Origin of the sequence: Rufibacter psychrotolerans, from assembly GCF_016924645.1 — a bacterium.
GTDB classification, from domain to species: Bacteria; Bacteroidota; Bacteroidia; order Cytophagales; family Hymenobacteraceae; genus Nibribacter; species Nibribacter psychrotolerans.
This window is the reverse complement of record NZ_JAFFJV010000021.1, coordinates 98542-123506: the sequence shown is the minus strand read 5'-3', so window position 1 is coordinate 123506 and position 24965 is coordinate 98542. Positions and strand designations below refer to the sequence as shown.

The window sequence follows — 24965 nt, the reverse complement described above, 5'->3', positions numbered from 1 at the left end:
TGATCTTCTCTTGCGGATAGTTACATCAAGCGATCCTTGGTTAATTGTGCATTAGAAAGTTTCTGCTAAGGCCTTAAAGTGTGTTAGTTTAGAAATGCGGGCGGACACGAGCTGCAAGCTCGCGCCAGCGGTTGTTTTTCGTTTTCGGGCCTGTTTTCTGGAAATCTGCCCTGAAACGGTTTTCCAACCATGGTGAATGGGCAATAAAAAAGGCGCCGGAGATTTGCTCTCCGACGCCTTCACTTCAACTTAAAACAACGGGTTATCTATTATCTGTCAATGGGCAGGTCAATGTCCACGTTGATGAACCTGATGTGGCCGTCTTCCAGCACCGCTTCTACTACCGCGTCTTTTCTGATTTCGCCGCTCAGGATAGACTTAGACAACTCATTCAGGATGCGGCGTTGCAGCACACGCTTCAACGGACGGGCACCGAACTGCGGATCGTAACCTTCTTGGCCCAGGAAGTCCAGTACTTCGTCGGTGGCTTCCAGACGGATGCCGGTGTCTTCCAGACGCTCCTGGATGTGACGGAACTGGATGTCCACAATCTTCCGGATCTCGCGAGAGCTCAACGGACGGAACATAATCAGTTCATCAATCCGGTTCAGGAACTCAGGCCGCAAGGTTTTCTTGAGCACTTCAAACACCTCGTCACGGGTCCGGTCAATGGTTGGCTCTGGGTTCAGTTCATCCAGATCCTGGAAGTTCTCCTGGATAATGTGCGCGCCAATGTTAGACGTCATGATGATGATGGTGTTCTTGAAGTTGGCAACCCGACCTTTGTTATCGGTAAGCCTACCATCATCCAGCACCTGCAGCAGGATGTTGAACACATCTGGGTGCGCTTTCTCAATCTCGTCCAGCAAGATCACAGAGTACGGTTTCCGGCGGACGGCTTCGGTCAACTGACCACCTTCATCGTAGCCCACGTATCCCGGAGGCGCTCCCACCAGACGGCTCACCGCATGGCGCTCCTGGTACTCACTCATATCAATCCGCACCATGGCGTTCTCGTCATTGAACAGGAAGTCAGCCAGGGCTTTTGCAAGCTCGGTTTTACCCACCCCGGTTGTACCCAGGAAGATAAACGAACCGATGGGGCGTTTAGGATCTTGCAGACCAGCCCGGCTACGGCGCACAGCATCAGAAATAGCGGCAATGGCTTCTTCCTGGCCAGCTACGCGGCGTCCCAGTTCTTCTTCCAGGTGCAACAGTTTCTCACGGTCGCTTTGCAGCATCTTGTTTACCGGCACGCCGGTCCACTTTGCTACAACTTCGGCGATGTCTTCAGAGGTTACTTCCTCCTGCAACATGTGTTCGCCGTCTTGCTGCTCCTGCACTTGCTGCTGCAATTCTTTCAGCTTGGCTTCCGCTTCCTGGATTTTACCGTAGCGCAGCTCCGCCACTCTACCGTAATCACCAGCCCGCTCGGCTTGTTCGGCTTCCAGACGATATTGCTCAATGGCTTCTTTCTGTTTCTGAATGCCTTCAATCACCTGTTTCTCGCTCTGCCACTTGGCACGCAGGGCGTCACGGGTTTCGCTCAGGTCAGCAATCTCCTTAGAAAGCAGATTCTCTTTCTCTTTGTCGTTCTCGCGGCGGATGGCTTCGCGCTCAATCTCCAATTGCATGATTTTGCGCTGTACCTCGTCCAATTCCACCGGCAAAGAGTCTATCTCAATGCGCAGTTTAGAGGCAGCCTCGTCAATCAAGTCAATGGCCTTATCTGGCAAGAAACGGTCAGAGATGTAGCGGCTGGACAACTCCACGGAAGCAATGATTGCATCATCTTTGATGCGCACGCCGTGGTGCAGCTCGTATTTTTCTTTGATACCGCGCAGGATTGAAATGGCATCCGGAATGCTCGGTTCATCTACCGTTACGGCCTGGAAGCGGCGCTCCATGGCTTTGTCTTTCTCAAAGTACTTTTGGTACTCTTTGAGCGTGGTGGCACCAATGGCATGCAATTCGCCACGCGCCAAAGCTGGTTTCAAGAGGTTAGCGGCGTCCATGGCGCTGTCGCCACCGGCACCGGCACCAATCAAGGTGTGGATCTCGTCAATGAAGAGCACAATCTCGCCTTCAGAGTCTACCACTTCTTTGATCACGGCTTTCAAGCGCTCCTCAAACTCGCCTTTGTATTTGGCACCGGCTACCAAAAGACCCATGTCCAGGCTCATGATGGTTTTGGACTTCAGGTTCTCCGGCACGTCACCAGACACAATGCGTTGGGCCAAACCTTCCACGATGGCGGTTTTACCCACACCCGGCTCACCCAGCAAAATTGGGTTGTTTTTGGTACGGCGGCTCAGAATCTGCAGCACCCTGCGGATCTCCTCGTCACGACCTATTACCGGGTCAATTTTACCTAAGCGGGCCTGCTCGTTCAGGTCAATGGCGTAACGTTTGAGGGAATTGTATTTCGCCTCGGCGTTCTGGTCGGTTACTTTAGAGTCACCGCGTAGTTCTTTAATGGCCGCTTTCAGGCCTTTCTCGGTGATGCCACTATCTTTCATGAGCGTAGCCACTTTCTCCCGGCCTGCCAGCAAGCCTAGAAGTAAGTGTTCAATGGCCACGTACTCATCGCCAAACTCCTTCAGGTAAGAGTTGGCTTTCTGCAAGGCCGCAGCGGCTTCGTTGGCCAGATAAGGACTGCCCCCGCTTACTTTGGGGTACCCGTTCACAATCTCGTCCAGACGCGTGTTGAATTGGTTCGCGTTCACACCTAGTTTCTTCAGGTAGAAACCGGTCACGTTCTCGTCGGTCTGCAGGATACCCTTCAGCAAGTGCCCCGTCTCGATGGCCTGCTGCTGGTTGCCGCCGGCAATCTCGGTTGCCTTCTGCACGGCCTCCTGCGATTTGATGGTATAGTTGTTAAAGTTCATAGCTTTATATCGTCTTTCCGTAGTTTCTAAGTTTGTTACGACGATAGTAGCAAATGAGGTGCCTAGGCGTTTTTTGCCTGTTTTTCGGAAAATGTGGCAGAAATGGGAGTCTGTTTATTTAACATAATCAGACAGAATGGCTGGCGGTGAGGCAAGCAGCTGGCAAAGACACTCGTAGGAGCTGCGCACACTACGAGGTCTTTTGAGTTGACGGTAATACGGAGGCAAATGGAGTTGAACCCACCCCTACCCCTCCCAGGAGGGGAGTTATCAGCTACTGTAAGCAGGAAGTGAATTCTAAATAATTCCCAAAGCTTGAAATCAGGTTCCGAGAGGCTGCGGTTTCTAAGACTATGAAGCAGATATCCCCTTATAAAGCATGATTTTTTCGCGTTTCGCCCCTGTTTTTGGAAAAACAACCCTAAACCGGAATAGCCCAATTCCCCTCCTGGGAGGGGTAGGGGTGGGTTCAACAACGTTCCTGGCCTCTCTCCCCAAAACCTCTAAAAACACATTCCTTACTCAGGACTCAGCACTCAAGACTCAGGACTACTGTTTGCCCCCGTAGTGTGCGCAGCTCCTACGAGTGTCTAGGCCGACTGCTTCAGCTTTTGCAGCAGGGAAAACAGTAGCCCATAAATCTCCCGGAGCTCGGCCATGTCCAGAATGGCTTCGTCTTTGGAGAAGGTGAGGACCAGTTCAGAGCCGTCTTCGTCATGGTCTTCGTGCAGCCGCAGTTCACAGCTTTTGTGCTTCAGCAGGATGTCGTGGATGGTAGGATCTGCCAGCAGGCTTTTGAGGGTTTCGGGTTGGTTGGTTTTGATGATGAAGGCATCGTCAATGTCTGGGTAGCCCAGTTCAATGTCTTCCATCCCGAAGAACTTGCCCACTTCGTCCATCCAGCCTTGCTCATGCAGGGCAAACCGAAGGGAGACGTGTTCCGGTACCGGGGCCATGAAATTGGTGGAGGAGATGCCGCCCTCAAAGCCGCCGCCTAGGTCAATGTCGGTGTCAAAGTAGATCTGGGTGCCGTTTTGCTGCAGAAGCGCCGAGTAGCTGAGAAGCTCTTTGTGGCTGGCCATGTCATAGGCCACTTGGTGCCAAAGTTCTTCTTCGGTGGAGGCATGAAAGGTGCGGATTGTTTCCATACAGGTTTGTTTGGGTCTATAGTCGTATAAACTGAGTAGCAGTGGTCAGTTTTCTGCAAGAACGAAAGCCCGGGGTGCCAGGTTGGTAAAAAGGCGGAATGCCGAGCATTTTGCCGGATACCACAGTTGGCATGGCCCTGTCACGCTCAATTGTCAAATGCAAGGAGCCTTCCTCTAAAAGAGAAAGGCTCCTTGGAAAACCAAAAAAACAATGGCTATGAACCAGTGCAACATCAGGAATCCTTCTGGATAAAGGTTTCTATGGCCTGAGTGAGGGTGTCTATTTCCTCTTTGGTGTTGTAGTAGCAAAAGGAGGCTCTAATTGCTTGCTCTACCTTTAGGTGCTTCATCAGGGGCTGAGAGGCAAGCAAGCCCGCTTTCACGGCAATGCCCCACTCGCTGTTCAGGTATTTTTCCAGTTCCTTTACATCAACTCCGTCAATGGTGAAGGATACCACGGGTTCTTTCTCCGGGGCTGAGCCCAAAATATGCAGTCCTTTTATCTGGTGTAGTTTCTCCAAACCATACTCCAGTAATTCCTGCTCGTAATCGGCGATGGCTTGCATGCCCAAGGCATGGTGGTAATCAATGACGGCCCCTAACGAGATGATGTCAGCAAACGAGGTGGTACCCGCTTCAAATTTCTTAGGGATGGGTTTGTACGTGGTCTGTTCAAAGGTGACGGTATCACACATCTCGCCACCTCCGTTATGCGGCGGAAGTTTCTCCAGCCATTCAGATTTGCCGTACAGAACGCCCACGCCGGTAGGTCCGCTCATTTTATGGGCCGAGAACGTAAAGAAATCGCAGTCAAGGTCCTGTACATCTATGGGCATGTGCGGGGCTGTTTGGGCGCCATCTACCAGCACCGGAATTCCCTTTTTATGAGCCATGGCCGTAATTTTCTTGATGGGGTTAATGGTGCCCAGTATCTGTGAAGAATGCACCAGGCTTATGATTTTGGTGCGGTCAGAGATCAGGTTCTCCAGGGCCTTCAGGTCAAGTTCCCCGGTTTCGGTGATGGGAATTACCTTTACTACAGCACCGGAGTCTTGCGCCGCCATTTGCCAGGGCACAATGTTGGCATGATGCTCCATCAAAGAAATAATGATTTCATCACCGTCTTGCAGCAGGCCGCGCGCAAAGCCCAGGGCCACTACGTTGATGGCTTCCGTGCAGCCCCGCACAAAGACAATTTCATCACTGCTTTTGGCTTTGGATCAGGTCGGCCACCTTCTGGCGGGTTTCCTGTAACATCTCGGTGGCGTTCTTGCTGGCGGTGTGCTGCTCGTTGGGCTTTCCGTACTCATGGGCGTAAAAATCACTGAGCCTATCAATCAGTACCTGGGGCTTTTGCCCGCTGGCAGCGCTGTCTAAGTAAATGAAGGGTTTTCCGTTGAGTTTCTGTTGTAGCATGGGGAAGTCTTGCCGAACGCGATACACGTCAAAACCTTCCCGGGTACTCTGGTGGGTGTTTGTTTTCTCCTTCGTTTGTATTTCCATGTTCTCCCAATTAAAATGACTCTAAGTACTACCAAGCCAACCGCTGTCTCCGGAGGGATTGGCTTCCATAGTATACTAGTGCCTTTTTTGGGGAGTTATACTTGGTTTTGGTAGAAGGGCAAAATTGGGTATATATTCAAATCCTGGAGGAATAAATGCCCACAGGTTACCGTATTCCCTACCAGGGTGCCGTTTATAGCACCTCTTTCTTGTAGACCTCCGCGTAATGGTCGGCTAAGCGGGTGGGTTCCGGGAGTTTATGTTTGATAGCAGTAGCCAGGGCGATGGTGGTAGCCGATTCCAGGTCCATGAGGTGCCCCGGCGATACAAACACGGGCTTTACTTTGTCCTTGGTGCGGATCACGTTGCCAATATGTTCTCCGCGGTGGGTGAGCGTGGAGAGGCTGCCCTTGGTCATTGCCGGTTCTTCGTACTTGCCGGTCAGAACTTTCTTGGCCACGCCCATGGTAGGTTTGTTCAGGAGCACTCCTAACTGGCTGGCAATGCCTAACCGGCGAGGATGCGCAATGCCGTGCCCGTCTACCATGATCAGGTCGGGAGTATGCTGCAACTTGGCATAGGCCTGTACCAGGTTAGGCGCCTCCCGGAACGCCAGAAAGCCCGGAATGTAGGGCAACGCTACCGGACCGTAATGCCACACACTTTCTACCAATTCCAGTACGGGGTAACGCAGTACCACAAACACCGAGAGAATGTTTTCGCCAATGAAGGAGGAATCACAACCCGCCAGCAGTTTCAGTTCAAAATCGGGTTTCTGGAGCACCACCTGTTGCCTGAGTTTTTCCTGCTGCTCTGTCAGTTGCTTTACCAGTTGCGGATCGGGTGGGGGAAGGTGCGAGGGCCAGGCCATATGGGTAGTGCTGAGTTGTTAGTGCTGAGTTTGAGCCGCCTGCGTTTTGGGCCTCTTTTCAGCAAAATAGGCCTAAAACGCAGGGTGCCTTTGCTCTTTACGGCTGTGAGGTACGGGAGATGCTTTCCAGGCAGCATCAGGCGCTACAAGGAGCCGTCAACTCAATGAACAGCACCCGCCACTGGCCATTGATACGCCCGAAATGGAATTTAAAACCGCTGCGGGTGTGCAGCACCGTCTTGCTGACCAGCAGTTGGGCCTGGCTTATCCTTCTTTCCTCTGCCTGGGAGAGGCCGGCGTGCCGGTAGGCTGTGTTTCCGTGGAAAGCGGTACCGTCGGTCACAAAGCATCCCTGGCGGGAGAAGTTGTTGTTGTCGCCCAGGCAGGTAACGGTGGGCAGTTGCTCTGCTTCCTGTAGGTCACACTTGTTAAATGACTCCCTGATGGTAAAGAAAGGCCTTTCGCCCGCTCCCGTCCTTTTATAAACCTTGATGTCTGCCACCCGGGTAAACCTGGGCACCGCGCCGGGGTTGTCTATCAGGTACAAGCCAGGTTCGGGAGCTATGGTCTGGTTAAAGGCGGTGGCGTCTTGCTGCTGTATTGCCTGCTCAAACCTTTTAAAGAACGTGGCAAACTCCTCCTGGTGGGCAGGGTGGGGCTTGCGCACCACTTCCTCCTGCACGGCGTTTAGGGTGTCTTTTTGCAGAATCTGCTCCTGTTGCTTGGCTTCTGCCTGCTGGGCCCGGGAGTGCGTAGCCATCCTTTCTTCCTGCGCTCCGCCACTTTGGCCGGAATTTGACTGGCAGGCAAGGCAGAGTAATAGGGCCAGGCTGCCGAAGTAGGCTTGCATCTTCATATAGCCTTATACGGCAGTTTGATGGGGAATACCGTTCAACCTGTGAGGCGCGGGTGCCTGGGCGGAGCAAGGCAGGAACCGATTTTAGAGTGGTCTGCCTCCCCCTACACCAGTACGCACAAGCCTGCTTTCCCGGTGCAGGAAAGCAGGCTTGTGCGTACTGGTGTAGGGCCTGAGGGCAGCCTCTGCCGATGATTATTGCTTGTAGAACCTGGTGACCGCCTGGCCCGATCTTACTAGGTACAATCCGGAAGGCAATTCTCTTACCGGAATGTTCAAAGATGCCTGGTGTTTTGGTAACACCACTGACTTCACCACACTGCCCACCGAGTTAAAGATATACACCACCTGGTCAGTGGCGCTGGTGGCCGAGGTTTGAATGGTAAGTTCCTCAGAGGTGGGGTTCGGGTAGGCTTTGAGGCTCGCCTTGTCTGAGGGCACAACCCGTACATTCACGTACACCACCTTTGAGGTCTCAGAAACGCCGTCGTAGTCGTATTGGGTCAAGCGGTAGTAGTTGGCGCCGTGCCTGGGCGCGCGGTCCAGGAAGGAGTATTTCAGGAGGGTGTTGCTGTTGCCGGCTCCTTTTACCTCTCCAATGGGTGCAAAGGATTTCCCGTCCTGGCTTCTCTCCACCACAAAGCGCTCATTGTCAATCTCAGAGGCAGTAATCCAGTTCAACTGGGCCCCGTCGGCTACTTTTTTCGCGTCAAACGCGGTTAACGTCACGGGCAGCGGGTTGGGCCCGGGGGTTGGCGTGCCAATGGCGCTGGGAGTGGTGTCGTCAACCGGAGGGGTGGGCAAGGCGATGTCCCGCCAGGTAACCTCAGCAATCGCAATTTTTTGCTTGCCAGAATGCAGTACCTCTGACTGGCCATAAAGACCATTTGAATAGATGATGTCTACTCTGTTAACGGGTTCATGAAAAGCGACGGAAGCATTGCCCTCCGGGTCATCGGGGTACAAGTCATAGATACTTTTCTTCTTGTTGGGAACTTGGTCTGATTTACTTCTTATGGCAAATCCATTATCGCCAACAGAGATGAACTCATTGATGGAGGTCACCATGGTGTGTTCTTTCTTAGGATAGATAGGGTTTCCCTCCCTGGTGTAGCCAATAATCCTAACGACATCAATACACTCATTCTTGGTTTCGTCAATATCATAGAGGGTTAGGTTTATCCCTTTCACGAAAGAGTCAAAGTGGATTGAGCTTCTGCTGTAACCTGAGGCGGTAGAACTGCTGTGCTGCTGGGCTATGCCCACGGTGTACATGTTCTGAAAATCAGGGGTGACGTGTTGGTCATACATGGTTGCCCCTCTTTCCTCCTTGCTCCACTGTATCTTCACGTTATTTGTGTTTGGGCTGTAGTAAGAACCTGTGAAAGGGCTAGCGTCTACGTACCTGGCTTTGGTGAATGGAATTTCACCGGCATTCTCCTGTTTCCAAACAATGTGGGAGGTAGAGGACGGGATGCTTGGTCCACCGTATGGCCGGCCCGTGATGGTGATATCATCAATGGCGTAACTGGTGCCCGTATTGGTGACGGTATAGGTCCAGCGCAGTTTTACCCTTGCCTTGTTGAAGCAATGCGGCAAAGAAACGCCCATTTCTGCGTTTACAACAGACCACTCGGTTCCTACTTCAAACCAATTGTCTACGGGTACCCACACCCCGCCATTATAGCTGTATTCCAGTTTGACAGACGGGTCACCTGTTTTCTTGCCCCCCCAACTCACAATGATGTCTTCGTACCCACCCGTTGAAAATTCCCCTAACTCAAGGGTGTACTCGCCGGGTTTTTTATCTGTATGCAGGTGCGGGCCACGTGAGGCCTTTGGGTAAGCGGGAGTGTTTAGAGGGGTATCAGCAAGTTTCCAGTTGCGGGTGAGATTCGTAAGGGTGCCTGTAAAGTTTTCGTGGTAAAGGGTAGTCCTTTGCCCGTGAGCCTCTGCCTGGAGGAGCAGAACTGCACATACTAACAGAAGTTGCAGTATTGATTTCATAAGCTAAAATATAATAGTGGGTAATAGATGGTTTGGCTATGTGCTTGTTTTAATGGTATATTATTATGCTGATTCTAAGATTGATTAAAATTTATGATATAATAAGTATATTAATTTGGATCTAAAATATATATAATAAGACTATTTGCAAAATGACGACTTGTGTGGATGTTGTATTTTGGTATATATAAGTTAAAATTAATATTTGTATAGTTAAATTAAATTAGTCTGTGTTGTAATGTTTTATGATGTCTTATGTTTATTTAATTATATAAAAAATTAATTTTATTAAATTTAAGTTAATTTCTTAGTTGTTACGGTTAGAAGTGTTACAGCAGAATATAACAGCAGTCTAAAGGATAATGGAGAAGAGCCTGCCTTAGAAGGAACAGAATAAGGAGTGAGGAACTGCCGGTCCTGAAGAAGTTATATTATGGGCAGGATACCACCCTATAATAGAGCCGTATACCAGTAGAGTTAGCAGCGGCAAGCAGGCGTAGGAAGGTGTATGGTGTTGATGGCGAATTAAATTAGATAGGCTGCAGGGGGAGGTTAGCCTGGAGTCAGCGGCTGTGTAAAGACTTGATGGTAAATCTTGCGTGGTTTGTGGTGCGTTCAGTCGCCAGCAAAATCTATCCGTATAGAAAGGCTTTGGCAAAAACAGCGACACAGGCTAAATGTAGCGCGGAATGCCTACCGGTTAGGTAGGCTTTATTAAAAAGACACTTATATTTGCTTGCATAACTAGCCAAGCCTATGCTGGACCAGAAGCAGTTTCTGGTGAAGGATAGGCCTGGTGCTATCACAGAACTTTAAACGAAGGAAATGTCTAAAGCAAACAAAATCATTTATACCATCACAGACGAGGCCCCGGCCTTGGCCACGCAGTCGTTTTTACCCATTGTGCAGGCCTTCACCAAGGCAGCCGACATTGAAGTGGAAACCAGAGATATCTCCCTGTCGGGCCGTATCATTGCCACTTTCCCGGAGAACTTAACCGAGGCGCAAAAGCAGAATGATGATCTGGCTTACCTGGGCGAGTTGGCGAAGACTCCGGAAGCTAACATCATTAAACTGCCTAACATCAGTGCTTCTATTCCTCAGCTGACCGCGGCTATCAAGGAATTACAAGCACAAGGCTATAACATTCCAGATTACCCCGCAGATCCGCAGACCGACGAGGAAAGAGAAATCAAAGCCCGCTTTGGCAAAGTATTGGGTAGCGCCGTAAACCCGGTATTGCGTGAGGGTAACTCTGACCGCCGCGTGGCCGATGCAGTAAAGCAATACGCCCGCAAGAACCCGCACTCCATGGGAGCCTGGTCTTCCGACTCCAAGTCGCACGTGGCGCACATGGACGGCGGTGACTTCTACGGCACTGAGCAGTCGGTAGTAGTAGACGAGGCAACCAGCGTGAAAATTGAGTTTGTAGCCGCTGACGGTTCTGCCAAGACCTTAAAAGAGAACATCGCCCTGAAAGCCGGTGAAGTGATTGACTCTTCTGTAATGAGCAAAAAAGCGTTGCGTGCTTTCTTTGAGAAAGAGATTGCCGATGCCAAAGCGTCTGGCATCCTGCTGTCGCTGCACCTGAAAGCCACCATGATGAAGGTGTCTGACCCTATCATGTTCGGGCACGCGGTAACCGTGTTCTTCAAAGACGTATTTGAGAAGCATGCGGCCGTATTCAAAGAAATTGGGGTAGATCCTAACAACGGTTTAGGTGACCTGTACAACAAAATCCAGAAGTTACCAGAAGACCAGAGAGCCGCCGTGGAAGCCGACATCAAAGCGGTGTACGAGAACGGTCCGGCCCTGGCCATGGTAGATTCTGACAAAGGTATCACCAACCTGCACTTCCCTAATGACGTGATCATTGATGCGTCTATGCCAGCGGCGATCCGTACCTCGGGCAGAATGTGGGGCGCTGATGGCAAGCCGCATGACACCAAGTTCATGATTCCAGACCGTAGCTACGCCGGTATCTACAAAGAAGTGATCAACTTCTGCAAAGAGAACGGTGCGTTTGATCCTAAGACCATGGGCACGGTACCTAACATCGGTCTGATGGCGCAGAAAGCCGAAGAGTACGGTTCACACGACAAAACCTTTCAGATAGAGCAAGCCGGTACGGTACGCGTGGTAGATGCCAACGGTACTGCCTTGATGGAGCAAAAAGTAGAAGAAGGCGATATCTTCCGGATGTGCCAGACCAAAGATCTGCCTATTCAGGACTGGGTGAAACTGGCCGTAACCAGAGCGCGCATCACGGGTGCACCTGCTATCTTCTGGTTAGATCCGCAAAGAGCGCATGACGCTAACCTGATCAAGAAAGTAGAGCGTTACCTGCAAGACCATGACACCAACGGCTTAGAGGTGAAAATCATGTCTCCGGTAGAAGCCATGCGGTACTCTTGCGAGCGCGCGAAAGCCGGTCAGGATACCATCTCGGTAACCGGTAACGTACTGCGGGACTACCTGACTGACTTGTTCCCTATCCTGGAACTGGGTACCAGCGCCAAAATGCTTTCTATTGTGCCTCTGCTGGATGGCGGTGGATTGTTTGAGACCGGTGCCGGTGGATCTGCTCCTAAGCACGTACAGCAATTTGCCGAAGAGAACTACCTGCGCTGGGATTCCCTGGGCGAGTTCCTGGCCCTGGCCGTTTCTTTGGAAGATTTGGCCTACAAGACCAAAAACGAGAAGGCGCAGGTATTGGCCGAAACCCTGAACCAAGCCAACGCTGAGTTCCTGGAGAAAGACAAGTCACCAGCCCGTAAAGTAGGCGGCATTGACAATCGTGGCAGCCACTTCTACCTGGCGCTGTACTGGGCACAGGCGTTGGCGGAGCAAACCAAGAACGAGGAACTGAAAGCCAGATTCTCTGACTTAGCGAAGGGCTTGACCGAGAACGAGGAGAAGATTGTACAGGAGCAAATTTCCGAGCAAGGCAAACCCGTGGACATGGGCGGTTACTTCCACCCAGACCTGGAGAAAGTTTCTAAAGCCATGCGCCCAAGCGCTACGTTGAACACGTTTATCGATCAGTTTTAAGAAAACTAGCTTAAAATAGGAAAGGCCGCCTGAGGGAATCAGGCGGCCTTTTTGTTGCATTCTAAATTAAGAGGATTTTATATGTTAGTCCCTTGAAGGCAGGATAATTTGAATAGCTCACTGGCTCTAATTATCCTGCCCAAAAACAATCTGCTTACTTGATTAGATTCTTAAACGCCGATCCAAAAATCAGATAAGCGGTGTTGCCGCCAATGGTGCCTTCGTTTTGGCCCCACAGGAAAGGCCAGTCATCATAGTTCTCAAAGTGGTCGGGTTTTCTGAACAAGATACCCGGCGCAACGTTGCCCGGAATAAAGGAGAAATCAGCCCGGTTATTGCCGTAGAAAACGGCTTTAGGACGCGTAGCACCCACTGTAGCAACCAACGAATAATTATGATACGGATGGGCGCCAAACAGATAATTGGTGGCTTTAAAAGCATGCTGCCCCTCAATGATCTCAGGGAAATATTTGGTAGCAAAGCAAACGGTAGTACCAAAGTTCATCACGTCTCCGCTGCCTGCCCAGTTGGTAAGGCCAATTGGCACGCCGTAAGGATTATACTTTTCAAGGCCGGCAATGTATTCTTTGTACTTCGCTACGTACGGACGGAGCTTTTCTTTATAGGAGGCGTCCAGGTGCGGGATAGCATCCAGAGCCGTTAACAGGTTGCCACTCACGTTACGCTCCAGAGAAGGCCATAGAAGCTCCTGGAATCTATCTAGATATTGTTTCTCCCCGGTGGCGATGTACAGCTGCAGGTTGGTGGCCATGTTAGCGGCGTTGCCCCGGCCACTCGTATCTTGCTTCTGATTGGCGAGTAAGGCGGTTGCCTCTTTCAAGAGTCTTTTTGACTGTGTCAACGCTCTGGCCGAAAGGTCATCGTTGTATCCCTTCAAGGCCCGGCTGGCGGCGGCAAACATGGTGGCAGCTCTGAGGTCCAGTTCGGGTTCGCGGCTGGTGAAGGCCCACAGATCATCCTTCACTCCGCTGGAGCGGCCATCCTTGGCTACTTCGTACGGACCAAGGTTAGGATTGTAAGGTAGGCCGTCTGTTAAGGAGGCGGCATCACCCAGGTGGTGATAGTTATCCAGCACGGAGTTGGAGAGCGTCTGGGCCATGTGGCCGATGATCTCTGCCTGGGCTACCAGGTTCAAAGTGCCGTGCTCAATGAACTGCAACACGTCTGGTATCCCGTCGGGACGGTGAAGGTCTACGTAACGCTGCTTCTGATCAATAAATGTCTGGTCGCGCTGGGGTTTGAAGCTTTCCCAGGTTTTGACAAAGTTCTGCACCACGCTGATGTTCGATCCGGTCTCGATGTCAAAGTCTCCGGCATCGAAAAAGCCGCCTACGTTCAGGCCAGGGATCAGGTCCAGCGCTTTGTACTTGGTATCGGTGGTTGGGCCCTGGGCGTGAAGGTCGAAGTGATCGGTGTTGGGCGGGGCCTGGCGGTACCCTTCCTTGAACGGCTCGCCGTGCCACACCCGGTACGCCTCGTTCACAAACATGTGGTTCATGTGGATAGGAATCCAGATGTCGCTGGTAGCATCGGTGATCTTGCTGTACACCTGTTCTCCGATCAGGAAATTATTGGTCTTGGTGTCTCCGTACTGAATGTAGTAGATACCGGGCGTCTTCACGGGAGAGAAATCGAACTTCACGTAGTGGTACTTGAAGTAGTCACCCCAGGGAGCGATCTTTCCGGTGAACACTTTGGTGGCTTTGCCGTCTTCGCCTACTTTAAAGATGGAGGCACTTTTAGCGGGCTTGTCTTTCTTGTCTAGTTCAATGACAGAGACTTTGGGTTGCGCGGGAAGGTAGCCTACCTGAGAGAAGCCGATGTTGGGATCTCTTACCCAGCCTTTGATGGCGTTTGGCTCCACGGTCCAGGTCAACACCTTGCCTGTTTTCCCGGCCGGAAGCAAGCTGCGCACCACAAACCAGCCGTTCTGGGCCAGCATACGGCCATCAAACAGCATCAGATCGGCATCGGGCGAGGTTATTTTGACCATCCGTTCCGGGGCATCAGGCGCAAACAAAAAGGTGCGGCCGGTTTCCAGCGGAAGCGGATCAATGAATCTGCCGGTTCCCCGATCATCGGAAGTGACATACCCCTTAAATTGTTTCGGTTTCTGGCTGTTAGGCCTGGTAACGGTGTTGCCTACCACATAGCGCGGGAAGAGATTGGGGCGACCGTCCACTACATAGTTCTTGGCCCAGTATTGCGAGGGTAGGAACTCCAGGTTAAACCCGGCGCTTCCTTCCAGGGCCTTGGGAACGGGTTTGTCCAGGTAAACGGCTATCTCTACGCCTTTTCCCTTGGCGGTCACTACTACCCGTGAATCAAAGTTGTATTCTTTGTACCGGAGCGTAGCCTCTACCGTTTTGGCGGCCCGGTCTACCTTTCGGTTGAGGATGTCAGGAACCAGGTCCCACTGCTCCGGCGTGTTGGAGAGCCGCACCGCGCCGCCCTGCGCCGTTCTCACGCCATGGTGGATTACTTCTATACCGGCGTTCTTCTCATCATTGAAGCCTCCGGTAAAAAGGTTATTGTACACCAGTACATTAACGCCCTGCTGCTCGAAATACTCCCGGTCATTGAGTTTCAGGTCCTGGCCTGCAGCATGATGGAATGCTCCTAGTAGCAGTGCTACTACTGGTAAAAGTATTCGTCTCTTCATGTTTATTGTTAAAATCCTTTATGAAACCGATTGCAATCCCATAAAGATATAATAAACCGCTATAAACATGATAGAAAAATAGAAGAATAGTAAAGGCGGTAACTTATTTAATTTCACTGATTGTCTCTTTTGAGGGATGGACAAATTCACTCTTTTTTACTGGGCGCAAGCCCTGACAGAGTAAACTAAGAACAAGTAGCTGAAAACCGTTTCGCTGGCCTGGCCAGAACAATGACGGAGAACGAAGAAAAGATTGTAAAGGAGCAGACTGCAGCCCGAGGCAAGCCCGAAGACATGCACGGTTACTTCTACCCAGAACCGCCAATGTAGCTGAAGCCCTGCGCCCAAGCAGCAGGTTGAATTCTTCCCTAAACCAGTTCTGAGAAGAGGTAGCGTTTAGGAACCAAAATGGGTTAAGGTTTTAAAATTACATAGGCATTTCCACCTGCCTCATTTATACTATACGCGTCACCTAGAATCAATACAAAGATCCATTATCGATGGTACTCCCTAACAATTCGCCTCACTAACCGGTTAACTTAAAAAATTTAACCGTCTACCATGAAAATTTCCACCTCTCTCAACAACCCAACCATCATCCTTGCAGGAGCCACTGGTCACTTAGGGGGCCTCCTTGCCGAAGAGCTGCGCAAAAGGGGCGCGCACGTGCGGGCCTTGGTGCGGGTAGGAACCGAGGCGGGCAAACGTGCGGCCTTGCAAACCCTGGGTGCCGAGGTAGTGGAAGTAAACTTTCAAAACGCATTGGCATTGACCCAGGCCTGCCAGGGTGGAACGTGCGTGGTGAGTGCCTTGTCGGGCTTGCGGGACGTGATGGTAGACACCCAGACCCGGCTTTTGAATGCGGCGGTGGCGGCAGGTGTGCCCCGGTTTATTCCCTCAGACTTCTCCATAGATTTCACCAGGCTAACCTATGGCCACAACCGCAACCTGGACTTCAGGAAAGAGTTTGCCGAGGTGCTGGACCAAGCACCCATTGCCGCCACGTCTATCCTCAACGGCATGTTCACAGATTTGCTCACGGGCCAGGCGCCAGTGGTGCTGTTCCCGGTAAAGCGCATCCTGTTCTGGGGCAACGCAGACCAGCCCTTGGATTTCACCAACATTGCCAACACCGCCACCTATACCGCCTTGGCGGCCCTGGACCCCAACACGCCCCGCTACCTGCGCATTGCCGGTGATGTGCAAACCCCAAAAGGCCTGCAACGCGCCGCCAGCCAAGCCACCGGCCACCCCTTTAAACTGTTGAGAGCGGGCGGACTGGGTGTCTTGAACGCGATGATTAGAGTAACCAAGACGCTCATGCGCAACAGCCAGGAAGTGTTTCCGCCGTGGCAAGGCATGCAGTACCTCAGGGACATGCTCAGTGGCCAAGCCAAACTCACATCGCTAAACAATGACCGCTACCCAGAAATGCGTTGGACCAGTGTGCAGCAAGTGCTGGCCTCCAGGCGGTAAAATCCCTGTTTCAAGCCCCATTTTTGAAAAACAGGCTTGAAACAGCTTCTACACTTGTATTTGAACATATGGTGCGCCCCTAATCAGATTCGCCCGCCGCAATGCACAGGTGGCATCCTTGGTGGGTTTAATTACCGTTGAGGTGCCGAAGCACTCACCGGACTTTTTGAAAGAGGTGGAGCAGGGGCCGGTGCCAGGACGAACCGCTGACGCCCTTATTGATTGAACTGATACCCTACCAGGAAGCTGACTGCTTTTCTGCTGGAAGAGGCCGGGGAGCTGTCTGCGAAGCCGTTGCCCAGCTCGCCCCGCACTTCAACGGTGGCTTTCTTAAACGTAACCCCGGCGGCAACCACTGCGGCCAACTCATGCTTCTTGTTATGGCCCACCGGAAGCCGTTCATGAAACTCTTGCCGCTCAGAGAAGTCGTAGGTGACGTGTACGCGTTGGTGCTCCTTGAACTGCAGGATGAAATTGTTGGCCATGCCCACGCCCACAAATGGCTTTGCCGCGCCTCCGGCCCAAACCTGGTAGCGTACCATGTTCACCAACCCCAGGCTGTTGACAGAAAACTCGGTTTCATACAGCCTGTGCTCGTACGCAAAGTTAATGTGCTGGTGATAGGTGCCGGTGGCTTTGTAAGGCTTCAGTGCCAGCTCGTTGTAAATAGACCAGCGTTGCCTGTTTCTGGGCAGAACCGCGGTGAGCGATATGCCATAGGTAGGCGCCAGCGGACTCTCAAACCGGGTCTTCTCCAGTTCTGGGCGCTCAGAGGAGCGCAGCTCTAAACGGTGTTGCGCCACACCGCCCATCACCCCGAAACGGACCCGTACCTTGTCCCTGGCGCTGGTGTAGGCCTCGGTTTTACGGCAGGCGTTGTATTGCCGGAAGACAGCCCGAAGGTCACTGATGGTATATTTCACGGCGGAGAGCTTTTCGGCAACGGCAGGGCAGTCCTTGAAGAGGGTAGCCAGTTGGTTCTGGTAGTGGTTTTCCTGCACCAGAAGGGCTTTGCCGGTAAGCGCGTTGTCCTGTAGGTGGCGGTGCACGGTTAATTCTACGGCGGCACCTGAGTTGGCCTGGTAAAAGAAATGGTCCCGCTGGCCATTGTACAGGTACAGCAGGTTGGCCGATCCCCTGGCCAGGACCCGCAGGAAAACAGTGTCAGTGACAGTGTTGGGCGCGACGGTGGTCTGTAAGTTTTCCAGGTCCATGGGCGAGGCCGTGAAGGTAACCACCCGGCCCTCGTACAGCTCCCCGGTAGCCAACCCGAAGCTCTGCACCTGCGAAGGCTTGAACGTGGTCGCCTCACCGGTTAGGGTTATCTTATATTGTACCTCTTTGGGGTTCTTTTGCCAGTTCCGGTCATTGATGAGGCAGTGAACGGTGTCTTGCTGCGTGGTGACAAAATAGCCTTTGATAAAATTCTTCTGCGCAAAGGAGCAGACCGGCAGACCAAGCAAGCTGATGGCCAACGCCAGCAGAAATAGGGTGTTTCGCATTAAATGGAAGTATAGAAAGAAAAGATGCTTTAAAGCTGGGATAAAAGTTGATTAAAGACGCGCGTGACGAAGGAGCACGCAGGTCTGCATACAAGCCCGTGGCGATGACCGCCAGGCAAACCAGCACCCAGCCTGCGGTTGCGTTGGGGCTAGGCGGAGGGTTTCTGGCCTGTTTTCAGGAAAAGGGACTAAAAATGGAAGGTTAGAAGGGCATTTTCTCCAGCCTGCTGCCCGTAGTAAGCTGGAAGAGGCTTTTCTCCAGTTTCATGGGCTTTACTTCAATGGCCACGCTTTCGCTCACCAATTGGGCATTCTCCACCACTATCTTGAGGGGAATGGCCCGGGCTTTCTCCAGGTACGCAAACCAGTTGCCGTACTTGTGTCTGGCAAAGAGGGCGTGGTCTACCGGCAGTTTGGAGGTGAAATAGTATCTCTGTATGCCAGAGGTGCAGGTCAGGACCAGTTCATCGCATTGGTAGCCCAGGATCTCGGTCACCCCTTTGTGGAGTTCCGCTTTCAGGACCTGGTCGTTAGAAGAGCGGGCGTCAAGCCAGTAAACCGCCTCGGTGGTGGACATTTTGTTGTACAGGGCGCTGTCCTGGCTGGGATACAACTGCCACTGCAGCAGGGTGCCGTTCAAGACGGACTTGTAGCTGCCGCCTTTTATGAAGTACTCCTGGGTGTCGCCCATCATGGCGGCGAACTGGTCGTCTGAGATGGCGGGCATTTTGCTCTTGTACGACATGGCATAGGTGACCTTGCCCTCAAAGGCCTGCGAAAAGGCCGAAAGTGAAACGGTAAGCAGGAGTAGAAAGAAGGGTAAAGCTTTTCTCATGTAAACGAAGGGGTTTGGGCAGGTGGTTTAGGGTATGTTCCTGTAAAGTAGGCTAAAAACAAGAAAGGAGCAACCAGCGGCTGCTCCTTTCTTGTTTTTTAATATCGTGCCTCTATGCACGGGATAGTGGCGCTACGGTATCAAACGGTCTTTGCGCAATTGCTCAAACAAGTCAAAGAAAGACTCATCGGTTCTCTGATAAACGTGGAAGCCCAGCTTGCGGCTTTTGGACATATCTGTCATGACTTCAATAGGACGACCCAGGTCCAAATCGGTGTGCCAGGCGGAGGCCAGGCGGTCTAAGTTAGGCTCTGCCAGATTGTACTTCTGGGCGATCTCACGCCAGAGAGGACCATCGTTCGCGATTTCGGCTTCCAGCGAATGAATGGTGCCGTCAAAACCTGCTGGCTCTACCCCAAACCAAGCGGCTAGCTGTTTCCACAATTTATTCCAGCGGAAGTATTCCCCGTTCACCACGTTGAAGGCTTCGTTCCGGGCGGCCTCGGTGGTGGCGGCCCATACCAAGTGTTTGGCTAATACCCGGGCGTCGGTCACGTCAGAAAGGCCGTTCCACTGGGCTTCAGAACCAGGCCACTGAAATGGGCGACCGGTTTCTTTGCAGATGGTGGCGTAAACCGCCAAGGTAGTACCCAGGTTCATGAGGTTGCCCACGGCTTTGCCAATAACGGTATGCGGCCGGTGGATGCTCCAGGTAAACCCGTCCCGCTCGGCGGCGGCGTACACTTCATCTTCCTGCGCGTAATAAAAGTTCTCGATGTTAAGGCGCGGGTGTTCTTCCCGCAAAGGTGTTTCGGGCAGGAATCCTTCTTTGGCGTAAGCTTCAAACGGGCCTAAATAATGCTTCAAGCCGGTGACAAGGGCCACGTGCTGCACCGATTTTTTGGGAGATAAAGCATCCAGCAGGTTCCGTACCATCAAGCTGTTCACCCTGATGTTCTCGGCCTCGGTCTCCTGGCGCATCCAGCTGGTAAAGAACACGTGCGTGGGGTTGATGTCTGCCAAGGCTGTCTGCAGGCTTTCGGGATTAAGCAAATCAGCGGGAACGGGCTGCAGTTGCTCTACATCCCGGTTCGGGTTACGGGCCAACCCGTAGGTGGTCCATCCCTGGGAGATGAGTTCCTGCGCCAGATTGCTGCCGATGATTCCGCTGGATCCTACCACTAAGGCTATAGTATTCATGGTGATGTGTCTGGTTAAACTGGTTTGAAAAGCAACAGAAAGTCTTCTTAACTTCCTGCATCAGGTAAAGTGTTATGCTACGGCCATTCTTCTGGCTCTTTGCTTATACGAGGCCATTAAAAGCAAGCAGAACAAAACCCCGGTAAATGCCAGGGCGGCACCCACGTACTCCGGAGACGTGTACCCAAAGCCGGCGGCAATAGGCAAACCGCCCAAGAAAGCGCCTAAGGCATTTCCCATGTTGGAGGTAGCCTGCAGCAGGGAAGAAGCGAGCATCTCGGCGCCTTTGGCCTGCTGCACAATCAGCATTTGCATGGGCGCGATGACGCCAAAACCAATAGCCCCAATAAGAAAGGTCATGAACACGGCCGTAGGTTTGAATTGCACCATCACCACGGTGAGCAACAGAGCGGCTACCATGCACAACAGCAGGTAGGTGGTGGTAGTTAAGGGCGAGAACCGGTCGGCTAACCGACCGCCAACAAAATTGCCTACTACCATTCCCAAGCCCGCCACTACCATGATAATGGTCATGACGTTATTGTTGAATCCGGCTACCTCGGTCATCAGCGGGGCGATGTAACTGATCCAGGCAAAAAAACCGCCGGTACCAATAGTGGAAATGCCAATAATAAACCAAAGCTCTTTATACTTGAAAATATTAAGGCTCTTCAGAAAGCTCGTCTCGGATTCTGATTTCACCGAAGGCATCCACACCTTCACCGCTAAAGCGGCCAGCAGTGCCACCACAGCAATTATTACAAAGGAATAGCGCCAACTGTAGTTATGCCCTATGTAGGTACCCAACGGCACACCAATAATGTTGGCTACGGTTAATCCGGCAAACATCACCGAGACAGCCCTGGCCTCTCTGCCCGGCTCGGCTAGTTTACTCGCGACCACTGCCCCAATGCCAAAGAAGGCCCCGTGCGGCAAACCGGCCATAAATCGGGTGGCCATCAACAGCGGATAGTTACCGGCCAACGCAAACAAGCCATTGAAAACGCCCACCATCAGCATCAAGCCAATCAGAACCTTTCTGGGCGGCTGGTTAGAGGTAAGGCCTACCATCAAAGGCGCGCCAATCACCACGCCCAATGCGTAAATAGAAATAAGGTGGCCGGCCTCGGGAATGGAGATATGGAGCGATTTTGACAAATCAGGTAAGATCCCCATCATCAGGAATTCGGTCATCCCGATGCTGAAACCACCTAGTAAAAGAGAGATAAGGCTTAGTTTGATGGGGGAAGTGTTGGTACTTTTCATGTAAGCGTACTATTGAAAATCAGAAGATAGGTGAATCGGTTATCGGTTGGCCGTAGCAAGCCTAATATTTATTCTATCGTTTAAAGGTAAGGAAACATCAGGTGAGCCGGCGCCAAGTTGTTGGTATGGTACAATATACCACCTTTGTGAATTGGAGGCACAGCGTAAAAAAGTAACATTGGAGTTTGGTCTAACGAGTGAGGAGGTTAGAGGTTTCCCTGAAAAAGGCAATTAAGTATAAACCACTTGTTGACGGTGATAAACCAGAGCAGCGTTTAAATCCTGTTTTCTGCAAAACAGCCCCAAAACAAAGAAGGAGCAACCGAGGGGCGCTCCTTCTTCTGAAACTAAATACTGTTAACTAACAACTAATCACTATCGCCTAGTACCCAAACAGCTCTTTCAAGGTCAGCTGCTTCACGGTGCCGTATTTGGCCAGTTCCTTGAAGTTGAGCCTATCTTTGGAGCCAATCACCAGAATGGTCTGGTTCTGTCCTTTCACAAACTGCTCTTGGAACGCTTTGATCTGATCTAAGGTAAGCGCATCCAGGCTCTCGTAGATGTCTCTTCTGATGTCATGGTCCACGCCCAGTTTGCGGGCCTGCTCATAGTTCATGAGAATGCCCACTTTGTTAATGCGCTCCGTGGCGATGCTGTTCCGCACCGAGGCTTTGGCATTCTCAAAGTTAGCCGCCGCCAGTGGCAGGTTATTCAACAGTTCCTGCATGCCCGCCATGGCTTCGGGCAGTTTGTCTGACTGCGTCCCGATGTACGACATGATGTAGTTGGCGCGGTCTTTCCGGCTGGCGTTGGCAAAACGAGAGCTGGCCGAGTAAGCCAAAGCCCGAGATTCGCGGAGTTCCTGGAATACAATGGCGCCCATGCCACCGTCAAAATACTCGTTGTACAGCCTGATGGTAGGCACCAGTTTAGGGTCATAATTCAGAGACTTGGTCAAAAACAGCAGCTCGGCCTGTACCATGTCATAGTTGGTCCAGTACACCTTACGGTCTTTGATGTCCAGTTCCTTGAAGGCATTCTCAGCGGGAACCGGTTTCAGGCTGGCCGGAACAATGTGGCCGGTGTTCAGCGTGGCGCTGATGGTTTGCAACTCGCGCGGACCATAGTACAGCACGCGGTGCTGGTACGTAGGAATGCTCTTGATGCGGGTGATCAGCTCGGCGGGCTTCACTTTCTTCAGCTCCTGCTCGCTCAGAATGTGCGTGAACGGGTTCTTAGGGCCGTACTTAGCGTAGTTCACCATGGCCACGCTGTGGATGATGTTCTTGTTCAGCTTGGCGTCTTTGCGATCTTTCAGGATACCGGCCACCATGTCGCTCAGGGCTTGCTGGTCGGCTTTAGGGTTCTGCAGCAGGCTTTCAAACAGCTGGAGGCCTTGCTCTAAATTGGTGTCCAAACCGGTAAGAGATACATACACCTGATCTTGGCCCGAGGAAACTCCAAACGAGCACCCGATCTTGAAGAACTCTTTCTGCAGTTCCTCGGCAGTGTATTTGTCGGTCCCCAGGTACTGCAGGTAATCCACGGCCAGACCCAGTTTCAGGTCATTGTTCGTGCCCATGTCCAGAATGTAGTACAGGTTGAACAGCCCGTTTTCCTTGTTTTGGGTGTAATAAATAGGAATGCCAGACTTGAGCGTACCTTGCTGAATGTCCTTCTGGTAATCCACAAACTGCGGCTGCAACTCAGAAACAGTGCGGCTGGCTACCTGTTTGTAGAACTCAGACTGCGCCTCGCGGTTGGCCGGTACCGGCGTGATGGTCGGTTTCTCCACCTTCTGGGCGGTTGGGTCCTGACCGGTGCGCTTGTAGATGACGGCGTAGTTGTTTCCGTAGTAGCGGTTGGCCACGTCCATCACGTCCTGCTTGGTGATCTTCTCAAAATCGTCTTCCTGCTTCAGGTACTCGGCCCAGTCCTGGCGCGCGATGAAGGCATCCACGAAAGCCGTAGCGCGGGCGGCGTTGCTCTCGTAGGCTTTCATCTTGCTGATCTTGTTTTTGTTCACGATGGCCGGAATGAGCCAATCTTCAAACTGGCCTTTCTTCACCAGTTCAATCTGCTGCAGCAACAGGTTTTTTACCTGATCCAAGGTCTGTCCCTGACGTGGATTACCGGTGAGGAAGTGAGCCGAGTAATCATTGTAAATCTCAGCGAAAGACGCAGCCCCCAATGCAGCTTGTTTTTGGTTGATGTTCAGGTCAATCAATCCGGCCTGTCCGTTGCTCAGAATCTGGTTGATCATGCGCAGCACCAACGCGTCTTTAGACTTAATACCCGGAAACCGGTAGGCCATCAGCAGCATCTCAGACTCTGGCCCCAGAATCTCCTTCACAACAGGCGCGGTGATAGGCTTCTCCTGCGGCGCGTTGTACACCGGATCGGCTTTCTTCTGCCAACGTCCGAAGTGCTCGTTGATGGTTCTGATAGTCTGGTCAAAGTCCAGGTCACCGCTCATGGCAATGGCCATGTTGTTGGGCACGTAGTACTTATCGAAATACTTCTTGATCTCGGTGATGGACGGGTTCTTCAGGTGCTCCACCGTCCCGATGGTGGTCTGGGCACCGTACTGGTGCGTAGGGAACAAGGCCGCGAAGGCTGCTTCAAACGCTTTGTTCTGGTCAGAGTCCAGGGAGCGGTTCTTTTCCTCGTACACGGCCTCTAGTTCCGTGTGGAACAATCTGGGAATCATCACGCCCAGGCGCTCGGCTTCCAGCATGGCCCACTTGTCCAGTTGGTTGCTGGGAATATCGCCGTAGTAGATGGTCTGCTCCACCCAAGTGCTGGCGTTGGAGTTTTCCATGCCCAAGGCGGCCACCAATTTGTCGTACTCGTTGGGCACGGCGTACTTGGCCGCTACTCCCGAGATAGAGTCAATCTGGTGGTAGGTTTTCTTGCGCAGGGCCGGGTCTTTCTGGGTGCGGTACTGCTCGTACAGGGCCTCAATCTTGGCCAGTTCTTGCTGCTCCTTTTCCCAGTTAATGGTGCCCAGGCGCGTTGACCCTTTGAAGGCCATGTGCTCCAGGTAGTGGGCCAGACCGGTGGCATCGGCGGGATCGTTTTTGCTGCCGGCCCGCACGGCAATGTAGGTCTGGATGCGCGGCGCGTTCTCGTATTTGGTCAGGTACACGGTAAGTCCGTTGTCCAGTTTGTAGATGCGCGCGTTCAGCGGATCATTGGGCACGGAAGTGTAGGGGAACTCTTTCTTGGCTGCCTCCGCCGATGGGCTTTCCGTTGCTGAGGAAGCAGACTGGGTAGGCGTACTGGTTTTGCACTGGGCAAACAGCATCACTCCCATCAGGGAAAAAGCAATAAATCTTTTTTTCACGTCTGGTGGATTAATCTTGTAGATGGTTACCAAATATAGGAAAACCAAGGGATTTTATGGCGTTGATTATAACGCTTTGAGAATGAGGATTAGTGTGGTTAGTGGTAGCTAAGGAAAAGCTTTAACTAAGTGTTGCTTTGAATGATACTCCTGTCTGTTGCTGGCGTAGCGGCGGCTTGTCTATGTCCTGATTAGCCGTTGTTGGTATGTTTTTGCTATTGCTGGCGAAGGGCCGTTTGTCTATGGACTTATGAGCTGGGTTGTTGCATAGGTAGCTTCGTGCGCTCACGGCCGCGGGGCCCCGTCTTCCGCCTTCGCGCTGTGCTCTCTCGC

The 24965-nt window shown here is 52.1% G+C and carries 15 protein-coding genes and 1 pseudogene; 3 read left to right on the top strand and 13 right to left on the bottom strand.

Annotation, left to right across the window (positions count from 1 at the left end; all coding sequences use genetic code 11):
• Nucleotides 1–269: 269 nt before the first annotated feature.
• From clpB to JT718_RS18095, 7 genes are all read right to left on the bottom strand, one after another.
• Entirely contained in the window at nt 270–2888 is a 2619-nt protein-coding gene (gene clpB / locus JT718_RS18120) for an ATP-dependent chaperone ClpB (protein ID WP_205504199.1), read from the bottom strand.
• 590 nt (nt 2889–3478) lie between these two features.
• The gene (locus tag JT718_RS18115; protein ID WP_205504198.1) at nt 3479–4036 is read right to left on the bottom strand and encodes a hypothetical protein; all 558 of its coding nucleotides are present in this window, start codon (nt 4034–4036) and stop codon (nt 3479–3481) included.
• A gap of 233 nt (nt 4037–4269) precedes the next feature.
• Complete coding sequence (locus JT718_RS18110) at nt 4270–5223, bottom strand: aminotransferase class V-fold PLP-dependent enzyme (RefSeq protein WP_317195526.1); 954 nt, start codon at nt 5221–5223, stop codon at nt 4270–4272.
• Between the two features lie 13 nt (nt 5224–5236).
• Nucleotides 5237–5539: an aminotransferase class V-fold PLP-dependent enzyme gene (locus JT718_RS20670; RefSeq protein ID WP_262897364.1), complete on the bottom strand. Its 303-nt coding sequence runs from the start codon at nt 5537–5539 to the stop codon at nt 5237–5239.
• Nucleotides 5540–5732: 193 nt separating this feature from the next.
• The gene (gene nfi / locus JT718_RS18105; protein WP_205504197.1) at nt 5733–6410 is read right to left on the bottom strand and encodes a deoxyribonuclease V; all 678 of its coding nucleotides are present in this window, start codon (nt 6408–6410) and stop codon (nt 5733–5735) included.
• A gap of 136 nt (nt 6411–6546) precedes the next feature.
• Nucleotides 6547–7170, bottom strand: coding sequence for a hypothetical protein (locus tag JT718_RS18100; protein WP_205504196.1), 624 nt, complete (start codon nt 7168–7170; stop codon nt 6547–6549).
• A 291-nt stretch (nt 7171–7461) separates the two neighbouring features.
• Nucleotides 7462–9273, bottom strand: coding sequence for a T9SS type A sorting domain-containing protein (locus tag JT718_RS18095; protein WP_205504195.1), 1812 nt, complete (start codon nt 9271–9273; stop codon nt 7462–7464).
• Between the two features lie 825 nt (nt 9274–10098).
• Here JT718_RS18095 and JT718_RS18090 point away from each other — a divergent pair.
• Nucleotides 10099–12324 (top strand): NADP-dependent isocitrate dehydrogenase, encoded by a 2226-nt coding sequence (locus tag JT718_RS18090; RefSeq protein ID WP_205504194.1) that lies wholly within the window; start codon nt 10099–10101, stop codon nt 12322–12324.
• A 154-nt stretch (nt 12325–12478) separates the two neighbouring features.
• On the opposite strand, the gene JT718_RS18085 is transcribed toward JT718_RS18090, so the two are convergent.
• Nucleotides 12479–15007: a cellulase N-terminal Ig-like domain-containing protein gene (locus JT718_RS18085; RefSeq protein WP_205504193.1), complete on the bottom strand. Its 2529-nt coding sequence runs from the start codon at nt 15005–15007 to the stop codon at nt 12479–12481.
• A 213-nt stretch (nt 15008–15220) separates the two neighbouring features.
• Here JT718_RS18085 and JT718_RS20805 point away from each other — a divergent pair.
• Both JT718_RS20805 and JT718_RS18075 read left to right on the top strand, forming a co-directional pair.
• A pseudogene (locus tag JT718_RS20805) lies at nt 15221–15337 on the top strand (hypothetical protein); the annotation flags it as partial.
• Nucleotides 15338–15568: 231 nt separating this feature from the next.
• On the top strand, nt 15569–16483 hold the full coding sequence (locus tag JT718_RS18075; RefSeq protein WP_205504191.1) for an NmrA family NAD(P)-binding protein: 915 nt from the start codon (nt 15569–15571) through the stop codon (nt 16481–16483).
• Between the two features lie 215 nt (nt 16484–16698).
• On the opposite strand, the gene JT718_RS18070 is transcribed toward JT718_RS18075, so the two are convergent.
• The 5 genes from JT718_RS18070 to JT718_RS18050 form a co-directional block, all read right to left on the bottom strand.
• Nucleotides 16699–17985: a hypothetical protein gene (locus JT718_RS18070; protein WP_205504190.1), complete on the bottom strand. Its 1287-nt coding sequence runs from the start codon at nt 17983–17985 to the stop codon at nt 16699–16701.
• Between the two features lie 202 nt (nt 17986–18187).
• The gene (locus JT718_RS18065; protein WP_240337159.1) at nt 18188–18820 is read right to left on the bottom strand and encodes a hypothetical protein; all 633 of its coding nucleotides are present in this window, start codon (nt 18818–18820) and stop codon (nt 18188–18190) included.
• Between the two features lie 132 nt (nt 18821–18952).
• Complete coding sequence (locus tag JT718_RS18060) at nt 18953–20020, bottom strand: SDR family oxidoreductase (RefSeq protein WP_205504189.1); 1068 nt, start codon at nt 20018–20020, stop codon at nt 18953–18955.
• A 72-nt stretch (nt 20021–20092) separates the two neighbouring features.
• Nucleotides 20093–21286, bottom strand: a complete 1194-nt coding sequence (locus JT718_RS18055; RefSeq protein WP_240337158.1) for an MFS transporter — start codon at nt 21284–21286, stop codon at nt 20093–20095.
• A gap of 382 nt (nt 21287–21668) precedes the next feature.
• On the bottom strand, nt 21669–24632 hold the full coding sequence (locus JT718_RS18050; protein WP_317195525.1) for a M16 family metallopeptidase: 2964 nt from the start codon (nt 24630–24632) through the stop codon (nt 21669–21671).
• Between the last annotated feature and the right edge of the window lie 333 nt (nt 24633–24965).